Raw genomic sequence first — 25,731 nt, forward strand, 5'->3', positions numbered from 1 at the left:
GGAGCGGCGCGCGCCGGAAGCCGGTGCGTCCGCGGGCGGCGGGGCACCTCGGGCCTCACGCGGGCGGGGCGCCCCGGGGCGGCTGAGGGGCGCGCCGCCGGGACAGCCCTACGCGGACGGCCCGCCCCCCTCCCCCTCCGCCGCGTCCAGCCCCTCCGCCAGCACCTCCGCCAGATGCCGCCCCGGGCGCTCCCCCAACTGGGCGAGCTGGGTCCGGCAGGAGAAGCCGTCGGCGACGACCTCCGCGCCGTCCGGTGCGTCCCGTACGGCGGGGAGGAGTTGCTCCTCGGCGCAGGCGACGGAGACGTCCCAGTGGCCGTCCTCGAAGCCGAAGTTGCCGGCCAGACCGCAGCAGCCGCCGCTGAGGGTGCCGGTCAGACCGGCCTTCTCCCGTAGCCGCCGGTCGGCCGCGTCGCCGAGGACGGCGTGCTGGTGGCAGTGGGTCTGGCCGACGACCGGCCGGTCCAGGCGCGGGGGCCGCCAGTCGGGGGCGCGTTCCTCCAGCACCTCCGCGAAGGTGCGGACGGACGCGGCGAGCGCGGCGGCCCGCGGGTCCTCCGGCAGCAGTTCCGGCAGGTCGGTGCGGAGGGTGGCGGCGCAGCTCGGTTCGAGGACGACGAGCGGGTGGCCGCCGGCCCGTGCCATCCGGTCCAGGGTGCGGCGCATGACCTTCCGCGCGCTGCCGAGCTGCCCGGTGGAGACGTACGTCAGCCCGCAGCAGACACCGGGCCCCGGCATCGCGATCTGCTGCCCGGCCGCCTCCAGTACGCGGACGGCGGCCCGTCCGACCTGCGGCGCGAGGTAGGTGGTGAAGGTGTCGGGCCAGAGCACGACGGTCCGCGCGGCATCGAGCGGCGCGGTCCGCCCCCGGGTGCGCCGGGCGAACCACCGGGTGAACGGTTCCGCCGCCAGCTCCGGGATCTCGCGCTGCGGGGCGATCCCGCCGAGCCGTTTGCCAAGGGCGCCGAGCGGGGTGCGGGCCGCCGCGTTGAACAGCGGCGCGAGCGGGGCGGCGGCCCGCAGCCAGCCCGGCAGCCGCCCCATGCTGTAGTGCGCGGCGGGCCGCACCCGCCCCGCGTAGTGGTGGTGCAGGAACTCCGCCTTGTACGTGGCCATGTCCACGCCGACCGGGCAGTCGCTGCGGCACCCCTTGCACGAGAGGCACAGATCCAGCGCGTCCCGCACCTCCGGCGAGCGCCAGCCGTCCGTGACGACCTCCCCGGCCAGCATCTCGTGCAGCAACCGGGCCCGACCCCGGGTGGAGTGCCGCTCCTCGCCGGTCGCCCGGAACGACGGGCACATCACCTCCGCCGAGCCCGGCGCGACCCGCTCCGTACGGCAGCGGGCGACGCCCACGCACCGGCGGACGGCGGCCGAGAAGTCCCCGCCGTCCTGCGGATAGCCGAACTCCACCGGCACCGGCCCGCGCGGCAACACCGCGAACCGCAGGTTCTCGTCCAGCCGCGCGGGCCGCACCAGCATCCCCGGGTTGAGCCCGTCCGCCGGATCCCAGACCGCCTTGAACTCCTCGAAGACCCCGACGAGTTCGCTCCCGTACATCCGCGGCAGCAGTTCGGCGCGGGCCTGCCCGTCGCCGTGCTCCCCGGAGAGCGACCCGCCGTGCGCGGTGACGAGATCCGCGAGGTCGACGGAGAACTCCCGGAAGCGCCGCACCCCCGCCGCGCTCAGCAGATCGAAATCGATCCGGACGTGGATGCACCCGTCCCCGAAATGCCCGTACGGCGTGCCGCGCAGCCCGTGCTGGGCCAGGAGCGCGCGGAACTCCCGCAGATACGGCCCGAGCCGCGCGGGCGGCACCGCGCAGTCCTCCCAACCGGGCCACGCCTCACTGCCGTCCGGCATCCGCGTCGCCGTCCCCGACGCGTCCTCGCGCACCCGCCACAGCGCGCGCTGCCCGGCCGGGTCGGCGACGACGGTGTGCCCGGTGGTCTCCCCGCCCGCCGCCCGGCAGATCTCCTCGGCCCGCGCCGCCGCCTCCGCCGCGCTCGCCCCGCCCGTCTCCACGAACAGCCACGCCCCGCCCTCGGGCAGCCCGGTCGCGTCCCCCACCAGATCGGCGGCCATCCCCTCGACGGTCAGCGGCCCGTACGGCAACAGTGTGTGCGCCGCCTCGGCGGCACCGGACTCGTCCGGATACCCGAGCACCGCCAGCGCCCGCGCCGCCGGCGCCTCGACGAGCCGTACGGTCGCCTCCGTCAGCACCCCGAGCGTGCCCTCACTGCCGGTCAGCGCCCGCGCCAGATCCGTCCCGCGCTCCGGCAGCAGCGCGTCCAGCGCGTACCCGGAGATCCGCCGCGGCAGCTCCGGGTAACCGGTCCGCAACAGCGCCAACTCCCGCCCCACGAGATCCCGTACGCCGTTCGCGAGCCGCGGCGGCAGCCCGCGCGGCGCCCCGTCCGCACCGGCCCCGCGCCCGGCCCGCACCTCCTCCCCGCCGTACGTCAGCAGCCGCAGCTCCTCGACGTTGTCGGCGGTGGTGCCCCAGGCGACCGAGTGCGATCCGCACGAGTTGTTCCCGATCATGCCGCCGACGGTGCACCGGCTGTGCGTGGACGGATCCGGCCCGAACGTCAGCCCGTGCCGGGCGGCGGCCGCCCGCAGGTCGTCACAGACCACCCCCGGCTGAACGGTGGCCGTCCGCGCCCGCGGATCGAGCGCGGTGATCCCCCGCAGATGCCGGGTGAAGTCGAGCACCACCCCGGCCCCCGTCGCCTGCCCCGCGATACTCGTCCCGCCCCCACGCGGCACGACGGGCACCCCCCGCTCCCGGCACACCCGCAGCGCCGCCGCCACGTCCTCCGCGTCCCGCGGCGCGACCACCGCCTCCGGCACCCGCCGGTAGTTCGACGCGTCCATAGTCATGAGCGCCCGCTCGGCGGCGCCCCCGGAGACCTCCCCCCGCACCACCGCCGCCAACTCCCGCACCAGTTCCCGCCGCTGCTTCTCCGTACGTTCAGGCATGAAGGCAGCCTGCCCACCCGGGGACCGCTTCGCGCGTTACGGCGTGGCCGGGTGGGGCGGAGGGGGTGCGGGTGGCGTAGTGGGGGGGGCGGTGCGGGCCCGCTCTCACCCCCGTTTCGCCGGGCGGTCGTCCCGGTCCGCGTCCCCCTCCGGATCGTCCCCGCCGGCCTTCGCGTCCCGGGTGCGCGGGGGCGGGGTGTCCCCCTTCGCGTCCCGGGTGCGCGGGGGCGGCGTGTCCTCCTCCTCGTCCTCGTCGTCGCTGCGCGGGTCGTCGTGCGGCACCGTCTTCTGCTTGACGCCCTGGCCGTTCTCCACCCGCTGGTCGATCGCGCCGCCGCCGCCGTCGTGGTCGCTGCCGGCGGTGCCCTTGCTCAGGGGGGCCAGGATGTTGAGGGTGCGGTCGACCTCCAGCCAGGAGTCGGCGTTGGAGTTGTCGATCGTGATCAGGGACGGGCCGTGGTGGGTCTCCATGCCGCCGTCGGGGGCGTCGGCGAGGGCCGTGCCCGCCGCGTACGGCACCGCGCAGCAGACGCCGGCCGCGACCGCGAGGGCCGCGCCGGCGGTCCGGAGCGCCTCAGTGGTGCGGGTTCCGTTCCGCCGCCGGTGCGTGCGGGCCGCCGCCGGGCCCCTTCCGTTCGTCATGTTCCGTTTTCCGTTCTCTTGCCGGATGCGGGGCACCCCGTGCCGTACGAGGGGCGGCCCCTGTCGTGTGCGGGGGCCGGCGGGCGCGGCGTGTGCCACGGCCACCGGCCCCGGGTTTGCGTACGGTGGCCGGGCGTCAGACGGAGACGGGGCGGCGCGGGGTGTGGTGTCGGCTGAGGTTCTTCTCCAGCAGTTCGGTGGAGCTGCGGACGCCGACCGCGTTGGCTCCGGCGAATTCCGGCAGCCGGCCGTCGGACTTCTGGATGTTTTCCAGGGCGGCGTCGATGGCGCTGTGCGCGGCGAACAGGCAGGGCGTGCTGTAGATGGCGACCTGGCATTCCAGGTCGGTGAGTTCGGAGAGGGAGAGACGGGGGGATTTTCCGCCGGCGATCTGGTTGAAGAGCAGCGGCTTGTCGCCGATGACCTTACGGATGCGGCGGAGCCATTCGACGCTGCGGACGCCGTCGACGAGGACCACGTCCGCGTCGGTCTCGGCGAGCGCCTCGGCGCGGCGCAGGATCTCGGACTCCTCCGTCGCGTCGGTGCGGGCGACGACCACCAGGTCCTGCCGGCTCTCCAGGACCAGGTTCAGCTTCTCCAGGTACGTATCGAGCGGGAGCACCAGCTTGCCGTCGGCGTGCCCGCAGCGGCGCGGGCGCATCTGGTCCTCCAGGATGACGCCGGAGGCGCCGCCGCGCTCCAGGCGCTGCACCACGTGGCAGGCGACCTCGGGGTCGACGTAACCGTCGTCGATGTCGACCAGGAGGTGGTGGGACGGGAAGGCGAGCCGCAGCCTTTCGGCGAAGGCGACCATGTCGGGCCAGGCGATGAATCCGATGTCGGGCAGGCCGTAGTGCGAGGCGGCGAAGCCGAATCCGGAGACGAAGAAGCCGTTGTACCGGGTGGCGGCGATGGACGCCGAGTACATGTCGTAGACGCCGATGAGCGGGGTGGTTCCGGGGGACCGGATTTCGTCGCGGAGTGCGCTTCCGTAGCTCATGGGACCTCTTTTCCGAGGGACGGGAATATCACTCCTCCCCGGGCACCGGCGCGCGCTGGGCACGGTGAAGGGAGGCGTCATATCGCAAGGGGGATGGAGCCCTCGCGCTCTGCGGGGCCGTGAAGAACTTTGCAAACTTTGCCTGTCTTTTGCCTCGCGACACGCCACCGGACACGCCGTTCCGCTCTCCCGGATGAACCCCTCCATCGCAGGTCAACATGTGTACAGTTCGTCACTCCCGGCCCGATGACGGCACCTCGCACGCGCCCGCCGAAGTGTCACCCGGTGAGGATTCCTTGTTTTCCTTTTACCTACCCATTACCGAACGGGCAGGTAAGGGCGGCGGCCTCTGCCCACCCGAGGCGCAAGACGCCCACATCTCACCCGATGGACGCGGCGCCGGGCCCGCATCCGGGACGGATTAGGCTGCCTGCGTGGCTGATATCCAGATCCCCGCTGACATCAAGCCCGCCGACGGACGCTTCGGCGCGGGCCCCTCCAAGGTGCGGACGGAGGCGCTGGCCGCGCTGGCCGCCACCGGCTCCTCCCTGCTCGGCACCTCCCACCGCCAGGCACCGGTCAAGAACCTGGTCGGCTCGGTGCGCGACGGCGTGCGCGAGCTGTTCCGGCTCCCCGAGGGCTACGAGGTCGTCCTCGGCAACGGCGGCTCCACCGCCTTCTGGGACATCGCGACCCACGGCCTGATCGAGAACAAGTCCCAGCACCTCACCTTCGGCGAGTTCTCCTCGAAGTTCGCCAAGGCGGCCAAGCTGGCCCCGTGGCTCGCCGAGCCCACCGTCATCACGTCCGACCCGGGCACCCACCCGGAGCCGCGCGCCGAGGCGGGCACCGATGTCTACGCGCTGACCCACAACGAGACCTCCACCGGTGTCGCCGCCCCGGTCAAGCGGGTCGCGGGCGCGGACGAGGGCGCGCTGGTCCTGGTCGACGCCACCTCCGGTGCGGGGGGTCTGCCCGTCGACATCGCCGAGAGCGACGTCTACTACTTCGCCCCGCAGAAGTCGTTCGCCTCCGACGGCGGACTGTGGATCGCGGTCTTCTCCCCCGCCGCGCTGGAGCGCGCCCGCGCCGTCCACGCCTCGGGCCGCCACATCCCGGAGTTCTTCTCGCTGCCGACGGCGATCGACAACTCCGTCAAGAACCAGACGTACAACACCCCGGCGCTCTCCACCCTCTTCCTGCTCAACGAGCAGTTGGAGTGGATCAACGGCCAGGGCGGTCTGGAGTGGTCCACGGGCCGCACCGCCGCCTCCGCCGCCGCGCTCTACGGCTGGGCCGAGAAGTCGTCGTACGCCACCCCGTTCGTCACCGACCCGGCGAAGCGTTCGCAGGTCATCGGCACCATCGACTTCGACGACTCGATCGACGCCGCCGCCGTCGCCAAGGCGCTGCGCGCCAACGGCATCGTCGACACCGAGCCGTACCGCAAGCTCGGCCGCAACCAGCTCCGCATCGCGATGTTCCCGGCGATCGACCCCGCGGACGTCGAGGCGCTGACGGTCTGCATCGACCACGTCATCGGCCGGCTCTGACCCACCCGGGCCCGGCCGTACGGCGGCCGGCCCCGGACGGCACGGCATCGGGCCCCCGGATCCCGCCCGGATCCGGGGGCCTCGCCGTGTCCGCGGGGCCGCCGCGACCGCGCCGCGGCCCGGTCGTACGGTCCGTCGTCCGCCCGAACGGCCCCGCCCCCGCGGGCCGGACGCCGTCGCCTGTGCCTCCATGGGAGATATGAGCACTCCCCCCACCGACCCCGACCTCGCCTCCTTCGTCCGCCAGGGCGCGGTGCTGCTCACCACCTTCAAGCGGGACGGCACCGGTGTCGGCACGCCGGTCAACCTCTCCGTCGACGGCGACCACGCGTACTTCCGCACGTACGGCAAGGCGGCGAAGGTCAAGCGGATGCGGAACTTCCCCGACGTGGAGATCTGCTGCTCCACCTGGCGCGGCCGCCCCACCGGCCCCACCTACCGGGCGCGGGTGCGGCCCCTCGACCCGGCGACCCGCGAATACCGCCGCGCCGGACGCAGCCTGACCCGCAAGTACCCGCTGCTGCACGGCCTGTTCGTCCCCCTCGCCCACCGCGTCCTCCGCGACGCCACCCTCCACTACGAACTGCGCCTGACCGGCCTGAAGGAGCCGGTGGCCAGGGACACCGGGACAGAGCCGGAGACGGATGCGGAGAAACGGTGGGATGACGAGGGCGGGGCGCTGTAGCGGGGGCGGTGGCCCGGCGGGCCCTCGGGCGGGCGGGACCCGCCGGGCGGACCGGGCCACGGTCGGCCGGTTCCGCGAGAGGCGCGGTCCGGCACTCGTCCGGCATCCGCCCCCGTACTCGGCCGGGGCCCGTGGCGGGCGGCCCCCACAGCACGCCCGCCACCGGCCCGTACGCCCCCGGACGTGCCGGAGGCCGGCACCGTCGGGGGGCGGTGCCGGCGTCCGGCGGGGGTGACCCCGGCGCCGCGCGCCGCCGGGACCGGGAAGGGGAAGTCCGGTTCCGGCGGCGGGCGGCGCCGGGCCGTGGGTCGGCTCAAGGGAGGCAGGTGTTCCCTTGAGCCGGGATCAGGGGCCCGGGTGCGGGCCCCGGGCGCGGGCCCCGCACCCGGGGCCGCGGCGGGTCAGCTACCGCTGCCGGATTCGAGGGCGGAGACCAGGAACTCGTTGCCGCAGACCCGCAGGCCCTGCGAGGCGCGGGCGGTCATCATGGTCTTCGAGCCCGGCGCGTACACCTGGACCAGGTCGGCGCTCTTCCAGCACGGGCCGTCCTTGAGGCCCTCGTTGACGGTGTGCAGCACGGCGTGCGCGGAGGCACCCGGCGCCAGGGTGACGGCGGAGCCGGCCGGGCCCTCACGGTCCGCGGGGTGGCCGATGGCCACACCGTCCCGGGCGCTCAGGGCGACGCCGGGGTAGCCGCGCAGCGTGCAGCTCTTCTTGCCGGTGTTGGTGAACGACAGCGGGTAGCGGATGTTGCCCGCGCCCGCGTCGCCCTGGCCCAGCTCCAGCTTCAGGACGTCGGCCTCACAGCGGTCGCTGGAGGCGTCCTTCGAGGCGGCCGACGCCGCCGCGCGGGACGCCGCGCCGGAACCGCCGGTCGAACCGCCGGACGTCCCCGAACCACCGGTCGAACCGCCCGTCGAGCCACCGGAGGTACCGGAGCCGCCGGTGGTGGCGGAGTCACCGGGCTTGGCGTCGTCGGACCCCTGGCCCTCGGCGTTCGCCTGACCACCGGAGGTGGCGGACGCCGAGGCGGAGGAGGACGCGGCGGAGTCCGAGCCGCCGTCCGACTTGTCGCACGCGGTCAGACCGAAAGCGGCTGCGGCGACGACGGTGAGAGCGGCGGCGGTACGGACCGGACGGAGAAGAGTGCGGTGCGACATGGTGGTGCGTTCCTTTGCCATGGGGGGAGCGGCCTGCCGGAGGCGCCGGGCCGTGGGGTTCGACCACTCCAAGATGCGCCCCCGCGTTGGCATCCCGCTAACGCCCGGCTAACAGCCGCCGAAAACCCCGGCGACACCCTCCCGTACGCCCCGGACCTGCGCTCTCGTCCCCACCGTCCGGTTTCGCCCCGCCCGCCGCTCCGGCCACCGGCGGCCGCTCCCCGGACGGCGGCTCCCCCGCGTACGGGCCTGGCGTGCATTCCCTCTCCCGCGCCCGCGCCCGGCGCCTACGATCGGCCGTATGCCCCTGCGACTCGTGAACGTGAACTTCAAGGCCCGGTCCGACACGGCGCTCGGCCGGTTCTGGGCGGAGGCCCTCGGCTGGGGACTGTCCAGCGAGGGCCCCGGCGTGACCAACGCGGAGCCCGTCGGCTTCGACTGGCCCGGCCCCGAAGCCGTCTGCGTCGACGTCGTCACCGTCCCGGACCCCGAAAAGGTCGCGTACCGCGTCCACCTCGACCTCGCCACCACCTCCACCGCCCACCAGGCGGAGCTGGTCGCCCGCCTCATAGAACTCGGCGCCACCCCCGCCGACGTGGGCCAGGGCGACGTCCCCTGGACGGTCCTCGCCGACCCCGAGGGCAACGTCTTCTGCGTCCTGGAGCCCCGGGAGATCTGCCGGGACACCGGCCCCATCGCCGCGATCGTCGTCGACTGCGCGGACCCCCGCTCCCAGGCCCGCTTCTGGGACGAAGCGATCGACTGGACCCTCCACGAGGTGACCGACGACCACGCCCGCTTCCGCTCAGCCCAAGGCGTCGGCCCCTACCTGGAGTTCCTCCGCAACCCCGACACGAAGGCCGTCCGCACCCGCGCCCACCTCGACGTGATGCCGTACCGCGGCGACGACCAGGCGGCGGAGGTGGCCCGTCTGACGGAACTCGGCGCCACCCCCACCGACATCGGCCAGGGAGACGCCCCGTGGCGGGTCCTCACCGACCCGGCGGGCCAGCAGTTCTGCGTCCTCAACGCACCGCGCTGAGGGAGTTCCCCCTCCCCGGTGAGGGGGCGCCCCGCCCCCTCACCCCTTCCGCCGCACCAGCCGCCGCAGCCCGGTGACGACGACCACCGCCAGGACGAACACCAGGCCCGCCTTGACCAGTCCGGGGCTGAGCGGGGAGTCGGAGCCGTCCTTTCCGGGGCTGTTCTTCGCGTCGCCGGAGGGCTGACCGGCGGCGGATTCGGGGAGTTGCCCGCCGCTGAGGCCGACCGGTTCGACGGGGCTGTTCGCGCCCTCGGAGCCGAACATCAGGGTGCGGCCGTCGGGGGTGAAGGAGACCGATTCGCCCTGTTGCTGGACGGGGACGCCGACGCTGCCGAGGTCCTCGGGGCGGCCGTCCTTCCAGGCGTACATGCGGGCGCCGAAGTAGCTGCGGAGGATCAGCCGGGTGCCGTCGGGGGAGAACGAGCCGTCGGTGACCCACAGGTCGATCGGGGCGACCTTGCGGAAGACGTTCGTACCGGACGTCGTCAGGTGCTCGGGGGCGGCGTAGAGGGCACCTCCGCCGCCCTGTTTCTTGCTGGCGATGTAGACCCGGCCGGTCTTCGGGTGGACCATCAGCGCCTCGGCATCGCGCGGGCCGTCGGTGTACTCCACGTCGAACTGGGTGGCGGTGACCGTCCGGTCGCGCAGTTGCTTCGGCTCCGGGAAGCGGTAGATCCAGACGTGGTCCCACTTGCCGCCGAGGTTGTCGCCGATGTCGCCGACGTAGAGGTTGCCGTCCGGGCCGAGCGAGATCGCCTCGACGTCGCGGGGGTCGCCGATACCGCGCAGGGTGACGGTGGCGACGGTGCGGCCGGTGCGGGAGTCGACGGCGTAGATGTACGGGCCGTCGTCGCTGTCGTTGTGGGTCCAGTAGACGCCGGGGTGCGCGCGGCTGGCGATCAGACCGCTGGACTCGGTGATCCGGTGGTCGCTGATCCGGAAGCCCTCCGGTTCGTCGGCGGCCGCGGGAGCGACGGCCGCACTCATCAAAAGCCCCGCGGCACCGGCCGCGCACAGAAGCGAACGCATGGGCTCAGGGTGCCATCCCGCCTCCCGGCGCAGGACGCCGCTGCGGTCAGCGGGGACGATCGGGCCGGACGCGGTGGGACATCCCGCCCCTCCCGGTGGCCCGCGGCCCCGCCCTCCCCGCCGTACGCGGGCCCCGGCACCGTCCGCACACCGGACGCGAGCCCCGTACGGCCCGCACGGGCCTCCGCGCGCGTGGGCAGCGTCACGTACCGCCCGGTAACGCGGTCGGCGATCATGTCCGGATGAGGATCATGCCCGTCGGTGACTCGATGACCATCGGCAGCAGCGGTGACTTCACCTGGCGTTACCGCCTGTGGCAGCACCTGCGCGCCACGTACGACGGGCCGTTCCGGCTGGTCGGGCCGCGGGACGCGCTGCACGACGCCGCCACCGGTGCCGCCACCTCGCAGCGCTACGGGGATCCGGCCTTCCCGGCGGACGCGCGGCGCCATCTCGCCGGGTGGGGCGAGGGCTGGCTGCACATGGCGCCGCTGATCGGCGACGCGGTGCGCGCCCACCGGCCGGACACGCTGCTGGTCTCCCTCGGGCTGATAGACCTCGGCTTCTACACCGACCCGGAGCAGACCGCCGCCAACGTACGGGCGTTCCTGACCGCCGCCCGCCGGGCCGATCCGCACCTCCGGGCGGTGCTGCTGCCCGTCCTGGACAACTCCCGCGCGGTGGACGACCCGGAGTTCGCCGCCGGGTGCGCCCGCTTCAACGCGCTCCTCGCCGAGACCGCCGCCGCCCTCACCACGCCCGCCTCCCCCTTCGTCCTCGCCCCGGCCCCCGCCTGGGACCTGGCCCGCCACACCTACGACGGCACCCACCCCTCCCCCGCCGGCGAGCACGCCCTGGCCGCCGCGTTCGCGGGCACGCTGTACACGGCGTGGGGCGTCGGCGGGCCGTACACGCGAGCGGCGACCGCCCCGGAACAGGCGATATCCGCGGACCCGGCCGCACCGGCACCGGTCCCGGAGTACGCGGCGGGCTGAACCGGTCCGCCGCCCTCGCGGCACAACCAGACCCGCGGCAGACGTGTCGTACCCGGCATGACCAGCACCGATCGACCGAGACGCGCAGGCGACCGCGCAGCAGCCGTCGCCTTGTTCGCGTGCGAGCTCCTCGTCCTGCCCGTCCTCTTCGTGCTCTACGGGTCGGGCATGTGGGACGTCGGCATACACACCGGGATGCAGCATCCCGACGCGGCCACGCGTACCGAGGCGAAGTGGGACTTCGTCCGGCTCCTCGCCCTCGGCACGGTCGTCGTCGCCGGCCCCCTCCTGGCCTTCCGGCGGTGGGTTTCCGGCGTGTCGCAACTGGTGGTCCTCGGCGGCTCCGCTCTCGCCATGTGCTTCGTCGAGACGTACTGAAGCCTGCCGTCCGGCGAGGGGACGGGCCGGGCCCGCGGGAGAGGCCGCCGCGCGGCCCGTGCCCGCCCGGGCCGCGCGGCGCGGGGTCGCTCAGCGCAGGGCGGCCGCCACGATGACGACGATGAGCAGGAGCGCGAGCAGGCCGGACATGATCCGGTTCCGGGTTTTGGGGTCCACCCTGTGAGCGTACCGGGCGCGATCCGAACGTTTCAGCGACCGGGTCCGCGGGCCTCCCGCCCCGCCGTCAGGACGGGCCCGGAGCGCCGCCGAGCGGCCAGGTGTCCACCGTCTCGTAGTGCGGCCGCGCGCCCGCGACGCCCGGTGCGGGCGGATGGCTGCGAATGAGCGCGATCTCCGCGACGGTCCAGAAACTGCCCTCGAAGGACTCCAGCGCGGCGGCGAACGGCGCCAGCTCCACCCGCGGGTCGCGGTTGCGGGCCAGCGTCAGATGCGGGGTGAAGCCACGGCGCCCGGCGGCGTCGGGACCGGTGAGCCCCGCCCGGCGCCCGGCCGCCGCGGCGGTCCCCGCCAGCTTCCCGATCGCGGTCAGCTCACCGTCGGCGCCCGCCCACAGCACCCGGTCGGCGAACCGTCCGCCACCGGCGATCCGCAGCCCGTACGGGGGGTGCCGCCGGGCGCCGCGGGCCAGCCGTTCCCGCAGCTCGGGCAGGGTCTCGTCGGGGACCTCCCCGTAGAAGGCGAGCGTGAAGTGCCAGCCGTCCCGCCCGGCCCACCGCAGCCGCCCCGCCCCCGGCAGCGCCCGCAGCGTCCCGACCTCCCGCGCCAGCTCGGCGACGGCGGGGCCGGGCGGCAGCACGGCGGCGAAGAGTCTCACCCGGCCAGTGTCGCGCGGGCGGGAGGGTTCCGTCCGGGGGACGGCGCGTTCGTACGGAACCCCGTACGGGAACGGGTGCCCGGCCCGGAACGGCCACCGGCCCCCGCCTCGTGCGGCAGGGGCCGGTGGCGGAGCGGCCGGGTCAGGCGACCGTCAGCGGCTTGTCCGGTGAGTCGGCCGGCGCCGCGCCGTCCTCCGGGAGCGAGGCGCGGGGGACGAAGGCGACGTGCCGGTGGCCGCGCCGGAGGTCGATCTTCAGCCGCAGACCGCCCGAGCGGGCCAGGACCAGGCCGATGAGGACGGCGGCGAGCAGCGAGATGAGGCCGCCGGAGAGGAAGCCGATCCGCGGGCCGAAGCTGTCGGTGATCCAGCCGACGAGCGGCGCGCCCAGCGGCGTACCGCCGACGAAGACCATCATGAACAGCGCCATCACCCGGCCGCGCATCAGCGGATCGGTGGCCATCTGCACGCTGGAGTTGGCGGTGACGTTGATCGTCAGGCCGACCACGCCGATCGGCGCGAGCAACGCCGCGAAGATCCAGAACGACGGGGCGAGCGCGGCGGCCATCTCCAGCACACCGAAGAGCGCCGCGGCGCCGACCAGCAGCCGCAGCCGGGACGACGCGCGCCGCGCCGCGAGCAGCGCGCCGACCAGCGAACCGGCCGCCATCAACGAGTTGAACAGCGCGTACGTGCCCGGACCCTGGTGGTAGACGTGGTAGGTGAAGGCGGTCAGCCAGATCGGGAAGTTGAAGCCGAAGGTGCCGATGAAGCCGACGAGGACGATCGTCCAGATCAGCTCGGGCCGCCCGGAGACGTACCGCAGCCCCTCCCGGAGCTGGCCCTTGCTGCGCGGCACCCGCTCCACCTTGTGCAGTTCGGCGGTGCGCATCAGCAGCAGCCCGGCGATCGGCGCGGCGAACGACAGACCGTTGAGCAAGAACGCCCAGCCGCTGCCGAACGCGGTGATCAGCGCACCGGCGACGGCCGGACCGATGAGGCGGGCGGACTGGAAGTTGGCGGAGTTGAGGCTGACGGCGTTGCGCAGGTCCTCCTTGCCGACCATCTCGACGACGAACGCCTGCCGGGAGGGGTTGTCGACGACGGTGACGAGTCCGAGGAGGAACGCGGTCAGGTAGACGTGCCAGACCTGCACGCTGCCGGAGAGGGTCAGCGCGGCCAGCGCGAGACCGGTACCGCCCATCGCGGCCTGGGTGAACAGCAGCAGCTTCCGCTTGGGGAAGCGGTCGGTGAGCACCCCGCCGTACAGCCCGAAGAGGAGCATCGGCAGGAACTGCAGGGCGGTGGTGACGCCGACGGCGGCGGAGGAGCCGGTGAGGCTGAGCACCAGCCAGTCCTGGGCGATGCGCTGCATCCAGGTGCCGGTGTTGGAGACCACCTGGCCGGTGGCGAAGAGACGGTAGTTGCGTACGCGCAGTGAGCTGAACATGCCCTTCCGGGGGGCGGCGGGTGCGCTCGGAGGCGTTCCGCGCCCGGGGGCCTGGGGGGCCGTCCCGTTCGGTATGTGCGGTCCGGGGACGGAGTCTGATCCGGATCCCGTACTCAACGTCGGTTCGCCTCCTCGGCTTCGGTGTCGCTACAACTGGGCGAGCTTCTCCAGGACCGGCGCGGCGGCGCGCAGCTTCGCCCACTCGTCGTCGTCCAGCCCGGTGGCCAGCTCGGCGAGCCAGGCGTCGCGCTTGCGGCGGCTCTCGGCGAGCATCGCCTCGGCCTGCTCGGTCTGGGTGACGACCTTCTGCCGGCGGTCGTCGGGGTGCGGCTCCAACCGGACGAGTCCCTTCGCCTCCAGCATGGCCACGATGCGCGTCATCGACGGCGGCTGCACATGCTCCTTGCGGGCCAGCTCACCGGGGGTGGCGTGGCCGCAGCGGGCGAGGGTGCCGAGCACCGACATCTCGGTCGGGCTCAGCGACTCGTCCACCCGTTGGTGCTTGAGGCGGCGGGAGAGGCGCATCACGGCGCCCCGCAGGGCGCTCACGGCGGCAGCGTCGTCGCCGCGGGACAGGTCCGGCATGTTCGTTAGCGTAACTCATTACCCTTTCTAAAGAAAGCCGTGGGAGACGGAGGCATCCGTATCACCCGTACGAGTGAGGACGCGTGGGAAAACGACGCGACCGGCGGGGGTCTGCGGGGACGGTGTCCTCATGGGATCGCGAGTGCTCAGCCTGCGTCTGGACGACGAACTGCTGGAGCGCATCCGGCAGCACGCGGCGAAACGCGGTATGAGCGTCCAGGACTACGTCGTCCGGACGCTCGTCCGCGAGGATTTCGACGAACGCTTCCAGTGCTCCGTCGACGCGACGGAACGTCTCGGCGGCTGGGGCGACACACCGGCGGAAGCGGCCGACGGATCCCCGGCGGCGGCCTCCGGGTGAGCGGGCCGGGGCCTGGTCGGGCGGGGCGGAGCTGAGCGGGCGGGCTGCCCGGCCCGCCGCTCTCCCGCCCCGCTCCGTTCCGCGCATCCGGCCGACGCCCGCACCCGTACGGCCGCCGCGTCCCTCCCCCGCCGGGCCGTTTGCCCCCGGGGCCCTGCCCCGCTAACGTCGCCCGGTCCGCGCGCGAGGTGCGGCCGGGACGCGAGGAGTGCGCGGGCGTGACGGTCTCCGAGGAGCCGCTCGGGCGGCGGTTCAACCGGCTGTGGGCGGCGTACACGGTCAGCGCCTTCGGCACCCGGCTCGCGTTCAACGCCCTGCCGCTGACCGCCCTTCTCGTACTGCACGCCGGGCCCTCGCAGGTGGCGGCGTTGTCGGCGGTGGGTGCCGCGGTCGGGGCGGTGGCCGCCGTACCTCTCGGCCCCTGGGTGGAGCGGCGCCGCAAACGGCCCGTGATGATCGCGATGGATCTGGTGCGGTGCGCGGCGATGCTGAGCGTCCCCGCCGCGTACGCGCTGGGCCTCCTCGGCTTCGCTCAGCTCCTGGTGGTCTGTGTCGTCGTCGGCGCCGCCGACATCGCCTTCGCGGCGGCGAGCGGCGCGTTCCTCAAATCGCTGCTGCCGCCCGCGCGCCTGCTGCGTGCCAACGGCCGCCTGGAGGCCACGACCTGGACCACCACCATGCTCGGACCGCCCCTCGGCGGCGCCGCCGTCGGTGTCCTCGGCCCGGTCCTGACGGTGACGGTGGACGCGGTCAGCTACCTGCTGTCGGCGCTGGGGCTGCGGGCCGTCGGCGACGGCGAGCCCCGGCCGGGCGACGTCCCTGAACCGCGTACGGGGGGCGCGGACGGCGGGAAGGCGGGCGGCTCCGGGGCGGGTGGGCCGGGGCCGGGCGCGGCGGACGGGCGCCGGTCGGGCACCTCCGCCGCGGCCACCACGGAAGCGACGACCGGCTCCCGGGCGCGGCGCCCCCGGCCCCGCCCGGCCGATCTCCTCACCGGCTGGCGGTTCCTGCTCCAGGATCCGGGGCTGCGGCCGCTGTTTCTCAACACCGTGCTGGTCAACGGGCTGATCATGGCGACCGAGCCGCTGCTCACCGTGCTGCTGGTGGAGCGGCTGGGGTTTCCGCCCTGGCTGTACGGGCTGGCCTTCGCGCTGCCGTGTGCGGGCGGGCTGATCGGCTCCCGGCTGGCCCGGCCGCTCGTCGCGCGGTTCGGGCGGCGGGCGGTGCTGCTGACCACCGGGACGCTGCGGGTGTGCTGGCTGCCGTGGCTGGCGCTGACCGGGCCGGGCGCGGGCGGCTTCGCGCTGGTCGTCGCCGTGGAGCTGGCGATGATCTGCTGCATCGGCGTCTACAACCCGGTGCTCGTCACGTACCGGCTCGACCGGATTCCGGCGGACCGGGTGGCGCGGGTGCTGGCGGCGTGGTCGGTGACGGGCCGGGCGGCCATCGCGGCGCTGACCGCGCTGGGCGGGCTGCTCGCCGCCGTCGCCGGGCCGCGGACCGCGCTGCTCACCGCCGGAGTGCTGGCCCTCACCACCCCGCTGCTGCTGATCGGCGCCGCCCGCCCGGCGCGCGAGGCGGCCCCGGAAACACCGGAGGTGCCGGCCCGCTGACGCGGCGGCCGGCACCTCCGGGGAAGCCGTTACCTGCCGAGCAACTGCTCGATCGGGTTGAGCAGGAAGTACACCAGGAAGCACAGGCCCACGGCGTTGAGCAGCCAGGGGATCTCCTTGAAGCGGCCGGTGGCGGAGCGCAGCAGGATGAAGGCGAGCACGCCGATGCCGATGCCGTTGGTGATGCTGTACGTGAACGGCATCGCGATCATGGTGAGGAACGCCGGGATGGCGACGGTGAAGTCGCCCCAGTCGATGTCCCGGACGTTGGACGCCATGATCAGGAAGCCGACGACGATCAGCGCGGGCGTCGCCGCCTGGGCGGGCACCACGGTCGCCAGCGGCGTGAAGACCAGCGCGAGCAGGAAGAGCCCGCCGGAGACGATGTTCGCCAGGCCCGTACGGGCGCCCTCGCCGACACCGGCGGTGGACTCGACGAAGCAGGTGTTGGCGGAGGCGGAGCCGAGGCCGCCCGCGGCGACGGCGATGCCGTCGACCATCAGGATGCGGCCCATGCCGGGCAGATTGCCCCTCTCGTCGGTCAGTCCGGCCTCCTCACCGACGCCGATGATGGTGCCCATCGCGTCGAAGAAGCCGGAGAGCAGCACCGTGAAGACGAAGAGGCAGCCGGTCAGCAGGCCGACCTCCTTGAAGCCGCCGAAGAGGCTGATGTGGCCGATGAGCCCGAAGTCCGGCGCGCCGACGATCTTGTCCGGGACGTTCGGGACGGCGAGGCCCCAGGCGGCGTCCGGGATGGTGGCGACGGCGTTGATGACGATCGCGACGACGGCCATGACGACCATGCCGATGAGGATCGCGCCCTTGGTCTTGCGGACCACCAGCATGAACATCAGCACCAGACCCAGCACGAAGACCAGCACCGGCCAGCCCTTGAGCTGACCGCCCTGACCCAGGCCCAGCGGCACGGTGGTGTGCGCGGCGTCCGGGTTGCGGCTGACGAACCCGGCGTCGACCAGGCCGATCAGCGAGATGAACATGCCGATGCCGATGGCGATGGCGCGCCGCAGCCCCGGCGGGATGGCGTCCATGACGCGCTGCCGCAGTCCGGAGGCCACGAGGATCATCAGCACCAGACCGGCGAGGACGACCATCCCCATCGCGTCCGGCCAGCTCATCTTGGGCGCGAGCTGGAGCGAGACGACGGCGTTGATGCCCAGGCCCGCGGCGATGGCGATCGGGACGTTGCCGACGACGCCCATCAGGACGGTGCTGAGGCCGGCCATCAGGGCGGTGGCGGTGACGAGCTGCCCGTTGTCGAGGTGGTGACCGTATTTGTCCACGCCCGCGCCGAGAATGATCGGGTTCAGCACGATGATGTAGGCCATCGCGAAGAAGGTCGCCAGACCGCCACGGAGTTCGCGGCCGACCGTGGAGCCCCGCTCGGAGATCTTGAAGAAGCGGTCGAGCCCGTTCTTGGGCGGGTGGCCTGGGCTCCGAAGAGCGCTTTCGACCGGCGTGGTGGCCGAGGACGACATGGGCGGGACCTTTGGGGGGACGGGCCTGGATCAGGCGCGGGGGCCCGGCCCGGGGTGGCCCCGGGACGGGTGCACGGACAGTAAGTTTCCCGATCAGTTTGGAGCAATCAACGATCTAAACCAGTCAGATCCGGAAGAGTTCAGTATGAATAAACAATTCGTTGATCGCTATCTTCGCGCGTAGACCCAGGCGCCGCACGGCCGCCCGGCGCCTTCGGGGAGCGGCCGGACCACCCGCGCGGAGCCGCCGGTCCGCCCCCGTAAGCTGGGGCCCATGTGGAAGAAGTCCGAACTGCGCGCGGCTCCGGCGCCGCTCGAAGGCCCCGTCGTCGGCACGATCACCGGCGGCACCCTCATCTGGTTCGTCCTCTTCCTCGGCCAGTTGCCCTTCTACCCGGTGTTCGAGCGGAACGGCCACGCCTGGTGGGTGTGGACCTGCCTGGCCGGCGGCGCGCTCGGCTGCCTCGGCATCTGGTACGTCCGCAAGCGCGACGCCGCCATCAAGCGCGCCGCGGCGGCAGCCGCCGACGACGCCGCCTGAGCCACCCCTTCACCCGCCCAGCGGGTGCGCCGCGCCCCCTCCCCGTACCGTCGAACCATGACGCAGTGGGCGAAACCGGGCGGTGGTCCAGGGCCGGACAGCGGCGGCTCCGGAGGGCCGGACGCCGTTGACGGCGCCGGGACGCCGGGCGGCGAGCCGCCCGCGCACCCGGGGCTGACCGCCGCCGAGGTCGCCGAGCGGGTCGCCCGGGGCGAGGTCAACGACGTGCCGGTACGCTCCTCGCGCTCGGTGGCGGACATCGTGCGGGCCAACGTCCTCACCCGCTTCAACGCCATCATCGGCGTGCTCTTCGTGATCATCCTGATCGTGGGGCCGATCCAGGACGGGCTGTTCGGCTTCGTCATCGTCGCCAACACCGGCATCGGCATCTTCCAGGAGCTGCGCGCCAAGCGGACGCTGGACAGCCTCGCGGTCGTCGGGGAGGCGAAGCCGTCCGTCCGGCGGGACGGGCGCGCCACCGCGCTCTCCACCTCCGCGGTGGTCCTCGGCGACGTCATCGAGCTGGGCCCCGGCGACAAGGTCATCGTCGACGGCACCGTGCTGGAGGCGGACGGCATGGAGATCGACGAATCGCTGCTGACCGGCGAGGCGGACCCGGTGCTGAAGAAGCCCGGGGAGCCGGTGATGTCGGGCAGCTTCGTGGTGGCCGGCGGCGGCGCGTTCACCGCGACGAAGGTCGGCCGCCAGGCGTACGCGGCGCAGCTCGCCGAGGAGGCCAGCCGCTTCACCCTCGTCCACTCCGAGCTGCGCACCGGCATCAGCCGCATCCTGCGCTACGTGACGTGGATGATGGTCCCGACCGCGCTCGGGCTGATCCTCAGCCACCTGTTCACCCTGCACATGGCGGGTGACGACGCGGTGCGGCGGATGGTCGCGGGGATCGTGCCGATGGTGCCCGAGGGGCTGGTGCTGCTGACGTCGGTGGCGTTCGCGATCGGGGTGATCCGGCTGGGCCGCAAACAGTGCCTGGTGCAGGAGCTGCCGGCGATCGAGGGGCTGGCCCGCGTCGATGTCGTCTGCCTCGACAAGACCGGCACGCTCACCGAGGGCGGGATGGACGTCAGCGCGCTGCGGCCGCTGAACGGCGCCGACGAGGGGCGGCTGCGGCAGGTCCTCGGCGCGCTCGGCGGCGCCGATCCGCGGCCCAACGCGTCGCTGCTCGCCCTCATCGAGGCGTTTCCCCGACAGGACGGCTGGCGGTGCGCCGCCGCGCTGCCGTTCTCGTCCGCCCGGAAGTACAGCGGCGCCGTCCTCGACGACCCGGCGGGCGGCCGCGCCACCTGGCTGCTGGGCGCGCCCGACGTGCTGCTGCCGCCCGGCGATCCGGCGCTCGCCGACACCGAGGAGCTGAACGCCGAGGGGCTGCGGGTGCTGCTGCTGGGCCGCACCGACCGGGCGCTGGACGATCCGGCGCTCGCCCGGGACGTCGCGGCGGCGGCGCTGGTGGTGCTGGAGCAGCGGGTGCGGCCGGACGCCGGGGCGACGCTGGCGTACTTCGCGGAGCAGGACGTCGCCGCGAAGGTCATCTCGGGTGACAACGCGGTGTCGGTGGGCGCGGTCGCCGGGCGGTTGGGGATGGCGGGGGCGGCGGCGCCGGTGGACGCGCGGGAGCTGCCCGCCCGGCCGGAGCGGATGGCCGCCGCGGTGGAGGGCGGCACGGTCTTCGGCCGGGTCACCCCGCGGCAGAAGCGGGACATGGTCGCCGCCCTCCAGTCGCGCGGCCACCATGTCGCGATGACCGGCGACGGCGTCAACGACGTGCTGGCGCTGAAGGACGCGGACATCGGTGTCGCGATGGGCTCGGGCGCGGAGGCGACGCGGGCGGTCGCGCAGATCGTGCTGCTCGACAACAGCTTCGCCACGCTGCCGTCGGTGGTCGCCGAGGGCCGCCGGGTGATCGGCAACATCACCCGGGTCGCCACCCTCTTCCTGACGAAGACGGTCTACTCGGTGCTGCTGGCGCTCCTGGTGGCCTGCTGGCAGATCCCGTACCCGTATCTGCCGCGCCATCTGACGCTGCTGTCGACGCTGACCATCGGCGTTCCGGCGTTCTTCCTGGCGCTGGCGCCCAACAAGGAGCGGGCGCGGCCGCACTTCGTGCGCCGGGTGATGCGGTACGCGGTGCCGTCCGGGCTGATCGCCGGTGCCGCGGCGTTCGTGACGTATCTGCTGGCGCGCCACCACTACACCGGGCCGGACGCGCTGCCCGCGGAGACCAGCGCGGCGACGCTGACGCTCTTCCTCACCGCGATGTGGGTACTGGCGATCATCGCCCGCCCCTACACCTGGTGGCGGATCGCCCTGGTCGCGACGATGGGCGCCGCCTTCCTGATCGTGCTGGCCGTCCCCTGGCTCCAGCGCTTCTTCGCCCTGCGCCTGGTGGGCACGGTCCTGCCGTGGACGGCGGTGGGGGTCGCGGCGCTCGCCGGGCTCACGCTGGAGGTGGTGTGGCGCAGGCTGGGGCGGACAGAGGCGTGAGGGGCAGCCCCCGACACGTGATGCGGGGCGGGGCCGGGCTCCTCGGGCATGCGGGCGGCCCGGGGCCGGTCGGCGCGGGGGCCGTCAGGCGTACGTGGCGGGCCCGGCGCGTCAGGCGAAACGGGCGGGCCCGGGGCCGCCGGGGGTACGGGCGGGCCCGGCTCCGTCAGCCGGACACGCGTCCGCGCCCCGGACGCTCCTGCCCCCTGCCGCTCCCCCGGGCCCGCTCCGTCCCCGTCCCCCTCCCCCGTTCCCGCCCCCGTCCTCAGTCCTGCTGGACGACGTCCTCGCCGGGGCCGCCCGAGAGCTGGTCCTTGCCGGGGCCGCCGTAGAGGTGGTCGTTGCCGCTGTTGCCGTACAGGATGTCGTCGCCCGGGCCGCCGTTGAGGATGTCGTCGCCGGGGTCGCCGTACAGCTTGTCGTCGCCCTCGTCGCCGGAGAGGTTCTGGTCACCGGGGCCGCCCTGGAGGACGTCGGCGCCGGGACCGCCCTCGGCGAACGCGGAGTCGCCGTTCACCTCGATCGTGTCGCGGCCCTCACCGCCGAGGGCGATGGCCGCTTCCCCCACCGCGATCCGGTCGTCGCCCGCCCCGCCGACGACCGTGCTGCCGTCGGCGGCGCCGGTGGTCGTCGCGGTGTCACCGCCGTCGCCCAGCAGGACGCGGTTGAAGTAGTACGTCTCGCCCGCGGTGTTGTTCAGCGCGAGGTGGTCGTCGCGGTCGCCGAGGTCCATCGTCAGCGCGGCGTACGGGTCCTGGCTCTCGACGGTGACGACCGTGCAGCGGACGGTGGTGGCGTCGGCGGCGTCGGGGTGGGCACAGCCGCGACCTGCGGCGATGGGGACGACGTCGTCGATCAGGTAGGTGAGCCGGGTGTGGTCGCCCTTCTCGTACGTCTCGGTGACGGTGACGTCGTTGGCCTGGCCCGGGGCGGCGGTGTAGGCGAGTTCCCGGCCGTTGTCGTCGACGGCGGCGGTGGCCCGCGGCGCGGCGGGGGCGGCGACGGCGGCCGGGACGACGGCCCCGGCGGCCAGGGTCAAGGCGAGCGCGGTCGCGGCGCGGAGCGCCGGGCGGTCGGCGAAGGAACGGGACATGGCGGACACCTCCATGGGGCGGTGGCAGGTCCACCGCGGATGTATCCGCAGGTCTACGCAGTGCGGGTGGCGGAAGCGTGAACTCCCGTGTACGGCGTACGAGTTGCGTGTCACAGGCGTGCCACGACGGGCGGACGCGACGGGAGGGACGGGTGCTTCACCGGCGGGGAGCGGGCACGCGGGAACCGCGTACCGGCCCGGTCACGGTGACCGCCCGCGGGTGGCGCCGCCGGTACCGCGCCCCCTAGGGTCCCTGCCCATGGCTCTCTCCGCGGGGGACCTCACCCACGAGGTACTGGCACGGTCGCATCACTACCACCACACCTACTACTCGTCCGGCAGCGGTTCCGGTCCGGTCCAGTGGTGGGAATGGCTGATCCTCCTGGTCGGCGCGGGCGCCCTCATCTGGGGGCTGATCAAGAAGTTCGCCGGATGAGGCGCTGACGGGCGCACCGGGTGTACGGGGCGGCTTTCCGGCGGGTGCCGGGAGCCGCCCCGTGCCGTCCGGGTCAGTCGAACCAGCGGGCGCGGGCCAGTTCGTCGCCCCGGTCCGGGTCCTCCAGCAGGGCGGCGACCTCGAAGCGGCGGGGCCACTGGCCGGTGGCCCAGGCCAGTCCGGCGGCCACGCCCTCCAGCGTCGCGGCGTGCAGCGCACCGTCCGGCGTCAGGCGCCAGTCCAGTTCGGCGGTGGTGTCGCCGTCGCCGACCAGCAGTTCCTCGTGTTCGGTGTACGCCTCGGGGGTGGCGGGCCCCAGCAGCGCCCGGACCTCGTCCGGTACCGCGTGCCGGACGCCCTCGGAGCGCACCTCGGCCGCCACCGCCTCGCTCAGCCGCGCCACCTGGAGGAGGTCGGCCAGCGCCTCGGCGCGGTCCGGGGCGACGGGCAGCAGCGCCCGTCCGGCCGCCAGCGGCATCAGGTCCGGCGCGTCGGCCACCAGCGCGTCGGCCGCGTCGACCACCCGCACCGCGCCGCCGGGCCCGCCGTCGGCGTCCGGGACGACCGCGCGCAGCGCGTCGGGCAGCGTCACCGCCTCCGGGTCGAGTGACGCCAACTCACCGTGGATGGCGTGCAGTTGGGTGGCGCTGACCGGCAGGTCCGGGTCGGCGAGGCGGCCCAGCAGTTCGGCGGCGCCGCCCGGTTCGTCCAGCAGCGCGGCCAGCGAGGTGCGCACCCCCAGCGCCCGCAGCACCTGCGGATCGACATCCCCGGCGTCGGCCGCCTCGTACAGCCCGGCGAGCAGCGGGTCACCGGCGGCGGAGCGCAGTCCGGCCGGGCGGCGGCCGTCGAGGACCGGGTGGCCGCGCAGCCACCACGCGGTGTAGGGGCGGACGGATTCGGTGGTGCCGTCCGGCAGCAGGACCCGTACGGGGCTGGTCAGGGCATCGCGCAGCGGTGGCTGGGAGAGGAGGGCGAGCGCCTGCGGCCAGGCGTCGTCGTCGACGAGGTCGAGGTCGCGGACGGCGATCAGTTCGGTGACGACCGGCGGTACGGGGGTGTCGGGCAGCGCGTCGAGGATGTCCTCGCACCAGACGTCGACGGCGTCGAGCAGCCCGGCGTCGTCCGGTTCGGCGAAGTCGCCGTCGCGCGGCTCCAGTTCATCCGGGTCGAGGACCACATCGGCGGCGCGGACCAGCGCGAAGGCGGCCATCACCCCGACGGCGGTCAGCGGCTGTTCGCCCCAGCGGTCCACCAACTCGGCGTCACAGGCGGCGAGTTCACCCTCACGGAGGACCTGTTCGAAGGGGCTGCCGGGGTAGACCAGCTCGCCGGCGGGGGCGAGTTCGCCGTCCTCGTCGGGGAGGGCGAGCGCGGCCAGCCACGGTTCGTCGCCGGGGGCGAGGTGCGCGTCGCGGACGAGGGCGAGGACCGTCTCGGCGATCTCGTCGGCGCCGGGCGGCGCGCCCGGCCCGTCCGGGTCGGCGAGCAGGTCCCACGCGTCCTCGTCGGCGTCGAGGGAGCCCGCGACGGCCGCTCTGACCTGCGGGGTCGTCAGGACCGCGCGCGGTGAGGCGGGCAGGGCGCCCAGCTTCTCCAGCAGCGGGTGGACGGCTTCGGGGTGCGCGACCTTCAGCCCGAGGCGGGTCAGCGTGGCGTACCGGGCGGCCGCCGCGCCGTCCGCCGTGTCCTCACCGGGCACCGGCAGCAGCACCTGCCGCGGGCCGAGCGTCGTCCGGACGGCGCCGCCGCCGGGTGCGGCCAGCGGTACGGGGAGCCCGGAGAGCCGGTCCGGGTCGGTGCCGGCCAGCGCGTCGTACAGCCGCCACCACCAGGACGGGGCGCGTTCGACGCCCGCCAGCCGGTCGATCATCTCGCCGAGCGGGACGCGGGCGACGCCCAGCGCCCGCAGCTCCGGGCGGCGCTCCAGCCCGGCGGGGAGCAGCGTGGGGAAGAGTTCGGCGAGGACGGCGACGAGCCCGGCGCCGCCGCCCTCCAGGACCTCCGCGTCGACGGGCCGCAGTCCGTCACGGGCGGCGGAGCCGGGCTCGTCCCAGGTGTCGTCGGGCGTGGCGGGCGGTGCGGCGGCCGGGGCGGCGGCGGGCAGGAACCGCGTCCGGGGCAGCAACTGAAGGATCTTTCCGCGCAGTTCGCCGTCGATGCCGCCCTTGCCGAGCGGGCCCGGCACCAGGTCCAGGGCGGCGGTGGTCAGCGGGCGCCAGGCGCCGAGCAGCGTGGCGTAGGCGGTGGCGGCGCGGTCCACCAGGAAGTCGGCGAGCGGGCCGGGCGCGACGTGGCGGCGGGTCGGCTCCAGCGGGAACGACGCGATGAGCAGCGCCGGCAGACCCATCGGCTCGTCCGTCGGCGTCGGCGCGTGCACCACGGGCGCGGTACCGGGCGCCGCCGGGGCGCCGTCGGCGTCCACGGGCACCGCCCACGTCACCGACCACACCGGGCGCAGCCGCTCCTCCACCGGCCGGTCGGCGAGGAGCGCGGGCTGGAGCGGGCCGCCGTCGGTGACCACCCGCCAGCGGGTGTCACCGCGCTCGCTGTCCTCGATCCGCACCAGTTCGCCGTCGTGCGCGCGCCGCAACTCCCGTACGCCGTCCGGGGTTTCGACGACGATCTCGGCGAGGCCGGGGAGCGTCAGCAGCAGTGCGGCGTCGATCCCGGCGAGCAGCCGCTCGGCCAGCTCCAGCGCGGCGCCGTCACGCAGCGGCAGCACCACGGCGGTGTCGTAGCCCTCGGGCGCGGAGCCCTCGGCGGGCAGCGGCAGGCGCAGCAGCGGGACATGGCCGTCGCGGCGGCGCAGCTCCCCGCCGAGCCCGGGGCTGTGGGCGGCGATCTCGCGGGTCAGCTCGCGCGCCTCGGCCAGCGACCAGCGGACGCCGCCGGTGCGGCCGATCAGCGCCGGTTCGTCGGAGACCGACAGCACGGCGGCGAACCCGACACCGAACCGGCCGACCGCGCCCGACGCGGCGCTCGCCTCCCGCTTCGCGGAGGCACGGAGGGTGGCGAGCGATTCGACGCCGGTGGCGTCCAGCGGGGCGCCGGTGTTGGACGCGACGAGGACGGCGGGGGCGGCACCGTCGGCCGGGTGCAGGGTGAGCCGCAGGCGGCCGGGGACGCCGGCGCGGGCGGCGGCGTCGGCGGCGTTCTGGGCCAGTTCGACGGCGAGGCGGTCGCGGTAGCCGCCGAGGGCGAGGTCCTCCTCGGCGTTGGCGTCCTCCCGGAAGCGGGCGGGGGAGGCGGCCCACGCCTCCAGGACTCCTCGGCGCAGCCGGGAGGTACCGAAGGGGTCGGCCCCTTCTGGGGTCCCGTGGACCATGGGCGTACCGGGCACGTTGCGTCTC

At 74.4% G+C, this 25,731-nt stretch carries 21 protein-coding genes; 10 read left to right on the plus strand and 11 right to left on the minus strand.

Annotated elements, in window-relative coordinates; translation table 11 throughout:
- Nucleotides 1–108: 108 nt before the first annotated feature.
- From ACGH2B_RS09725 to ACGH2B_RS09735, 3 genes are all read right to left on the minus strand, one after another.
- On the minus strand, nt 109–2,982 hold the full coding sequence (locus ACGH2B_RS09725; protein ID WP_399087061.1) for an FAD-binding and (Fe-S)-binding domain-containing protein: 2,874 nt from the start codon (nt 2,980–2,982) through the stop codon (nt 109–111).
- Nucleotides 2,983–3,087: 105 nt separating this feature from the next.
- On the minus strand, nt 3,088–3,624 hold the full coding sequence (locus ACGH2B_RS09730) for a hypothetical protein (RefSeq protein ID WP_399087063.1): 537 nt from the start codon (nt 3,622–3,624) through the stop codon (nt 3,088–3,090).
- Between the two features lie 136 nt (nt 3,625–3,760).
- Nucleotides 3,761–4,624, minus strand: coding sequence for an oxaloacetate decarboxylase (locus ACGH2B_RS09735; protein WP_399087065.1), 864 nt, complete (start codon nt 4,622–4,624; stop codon nt 3,761–3,763).
- A gap of 434 nt (nt 4,625–5,058) precedes the next feature.
- On the opposite strand from ACGH2B_RS09735, the gene serC reads away from it, so the two are divergent.
- Both serC and ACGH2B_RS09745 read left to right on the plus strand, forming a co-directional pair.
- Nucleotides 5,059–6,177, plus strand: coding sequence for a phosphoserine transaminase (serC, locus tag ACGH2B_RS09740; protein WP_399087067.1), 1,119 nt, complete (start codon nt 5,059–5,061; stop codon nt 6,175–6,177).
- 199 nt (nt 6,178–6,376) lie between these two features.
- On the plus strand, nt 6,377–6,862 hold the full coding sequence (locus ACGH2B_RS09745; RefSeq protein ID WP_399087069.1) for a PPOX class F420-dependent oxidoreductase: 486 nt from the start codon (nt 6,377–6,379) through the stop codon (nt 6,860–6,862).
- Between the two features lie 401 nt (nt 6,863–7,263).
- Here ACGH2B_RS09745 and ACGH2B_RS09750 read toward each other — a convergent pair whose 3' ends face one another.
- A complete protein-coding gene (locus tag ACGH2B_RS09750) occupies nt 7,264–8,022 on the minus strand; it encodes a DUF4232 domain-containing protein (RefSeq protein ID WP_399087071.1) in 759 nt (252 codons plus the stop codon).
- A 301-nt stretch (nt 8,023–8,323) separates the two neighbouring features.
- On the opposite strand from ACGH2B_RS09750, the gene ACGH2B_RS09755 reads away from it, so the two are divergent.
- Entirely contained in the window at nt 8,324–9,064 is a 741-nt protein-coding gene (locus tag ACGH2B_RS09755) for a VOC family protein (RefSeq protein WP_399087073.1), read from the plus strand.
- A 39-nt stretch (nt 9,065–9,103) separates the two neighbouring features.
- Here the strand turns inward: ACGH2B_RS09755 and ACGH2B_RS09760 are convergent, their stop codons facing one another.
- Nucleotides 9,104–10,096: a hypothetical protein gene (locus tag ACGH2B_RS09760; protein WP_399087075.1), complete on the minus strand. Its 993-nt coding sequence runs from the start codon at nt 10,094–10,096 to the stop codon at nt 9,104–9,106.
- Between the two features lie 251 nt (nt 10,097–10,347).
- Here ACGH2B_RS09760 and ACGH2B_RS09765 point away from each other — a divergent pair, with 251 nt between their 5' ends.
- Complete coding sequence (locus ACGH2B_RS09765) at nt 10,348–11,091, plus strand: GDSL-type esterase/lipase family protein (protein WP_399096879.1); 744 nt, start codon at nt 10,348–10,350, stop codon at nt 11,089–11,091.
- Nucleotides 11,092–11,148: 57 nt separating this feature from the next.
- Nucleotides 11,149–11,469 carry a hypothetical protein gene (locus ACGH2B_RS09770; protein WP_399087077.1) on the plus strand — a complete coding sequence of 107 codons (321 nt, stop codon included), beginning with the start codon at nt 11,149–11,151 and terminating at the stop codon, nt 11,467–11,469.
- 244 nt (nt 11,470–11,713) lie between these two features.
- Here the strand turns inward: ACGH2B_RS09770 and thpR are convergent, their stop codons facing one another.
- The 3 genes from thpR to ACGH2B_RS09785 form a co-directional block, all read right to left on the minus strand.
- On the minus strand, nt 11,714–12,304 hold the full coding sequence (thpR, locus tag ACGH2B_RS09775) for an RNA 2',3'-cyclic phosphodiesterase (RefSeq protein ID WP_399087079.1): 591 nt from the start codon (nt 12,302–12,304) through the stop codon (nt 11,714–11,716).
- 142 nt (nt 12,305–12,446) lie between these two features.
- A complete protein-coding gene (locus tag ACGH2B_RS09780; RefSeq protein ID WP_399087081.1) occupies nt 12,447–13,871 on the minus strand; it encodes an MFS transporter in 1,425 nt (474 codons plus the stop codon).
- A 30-nt stretch (nt 13,872–13,901) separates the two neighbouring features.
- Complete coding sequence (locus tag ACGH2B_RS09785) at nt 13,902–14,339, minus strand: MarR family winged helix-turn-helix transcriptional regulator (RefSeq protein ID WP_399087083.1); 438 nt, start codon at nt 14,337–14,339, stop codon at nt 13,902–13,904.
- Nucleotides 14,340–14,469: 130 nt separating this feature from the next.
- Between ACGH2B_RS09785 and ACGH2B_RS09790 the strand changes: the two genes are divergently transcribed.
- Complete coding sequence (locus ACGH2B_RS09790; RefSeq protein ID WP_399087085.1) at nt 14,470–14,700, plus strand: ribbon-helix-helix protein, CopG family; 231 nt, start codon at nt 14,470–14,472, stop codon at nt 14,698–14,700.
- A gap of 218 nt (nt 14,701–14,918) precedes the next feature.
- Nucleotides 14,919–16,313 (plus strand): MFS transporter, encoded by a 1,395-nt coding sequence (locus tag ACGH2B_RS09795; protein WP_399087087.1) that lies wholly within the window; start codon nt 14,919–14,921, stop codon nt 16,311–16,313.
- A 29-nt stretch (nt 16,314–16,342) separates the two neighbouring features.
- On the opposite strand, the gene ACGH2B_RS09800 is transcribed toward ACGH2B_RS09795, so the two are convergent.
- Nucleotides 16,343–17,809 (minus strand): NCS2 family permease, encoded by a 1,467-nt coding sequence (locus ACGH2B_RS09800; protein ID WP_399087089.1) that lies wholly within the window; start codon nt 17,807–17,809, stop codon nt 16,343–16,345.
- 274 nt (nt 17,810–18,083) lie between these two features.
- Between ACGH2B_RS09800 and ACGH2B_RS09805 the strand changes: the two genes are divergently transcribed.
- Both ACGH2B_RS09805 and ACGH2B_RS09810 read left to right on the plus strand, forming a co-directional pair.
- On the plus strand, nt 18,084–18,350 hold the full coding sequence (locus ACGH2B_RS09805; RefSeq protein WP_399087091.1) for a DUF2530 domain-containing protein: 267 nt from the start codon (nt 18,084–18,086) through the stop codon (nt 18,348–18,350).
- Nucleotides 18,351–18,407: 57 nt separating this feature from the next.
- Entirely contained in the window at nt 18,408–20,849 is a 2,442-nt protein-coding gene (locus ACGH2B_RS09810; RefSeq protein ID WP_399087093.1) for an HAD-IC family P-type ATPase, read from the plus strand.
- Nucleotides 20,850–21,114: 265 nt separating this feature from the next.
- Here ACGH2B_RS09810 and ACGH2B_RS09815 read toward each other — a convergent pair whose 3' ends face one another.
- Nucleotides 21,115–21,942: a calcium-binding protein gene (locus ACGH2B_RS09815; RefSeq protein WP_399087095.1), complete on the minus strand. Its 828-nt coding sequence runs from the start codon at nt 21,940–21,942 to the stop codon at nt 21,115–21,117.
- A gap of 259 nt (nt 21,943–22,201) precedes the next feature.
- Here ACGH2B_RS09815 and ACGH2B_RS09820 point away from each other — a divergent pair, with 259 nt between their 5' ends.
- Nucleotides 22,202–22,378: a hypothetical protein gene (locus ACGH2B_RS09820; protein ID WP_399087097.1), complete on the plus strand. Its 177-nt coding sequence runs from the start codon at nt 22,202–22,204 to the stop codon at nt 22,376–22,378.
- Between the two features lie 73 nt (nt 22,379–22,451).
- On the opposite strand, the gene ACGH2B_RS09825 is transcribed toward ACGH2B_RS09820, so the two are convergent.
- On the minus strand, nt 22,452–25,706 hold the full coding sequence (locus tag ACGH2B_RS09825) for a sacsin N-terminal ATP-binding-like domain-containing protein (protein WP_399096882.1): 3,255 nt from the start codon (nt 25,704–25,706) through the stop codon (nt 22,452–22,454).
- Between the last annotated feature and the right edge of the window lie 25 nt (nt 25,707–25,731).

The organism is Streptomyces sp. BBFR2 (assembly GCF_044497305.1).
GTDB lineage: Bacteria > Actinomycetota > Actinomycetes > Streptomycetales > Streptomycetaceae > Streptomyces.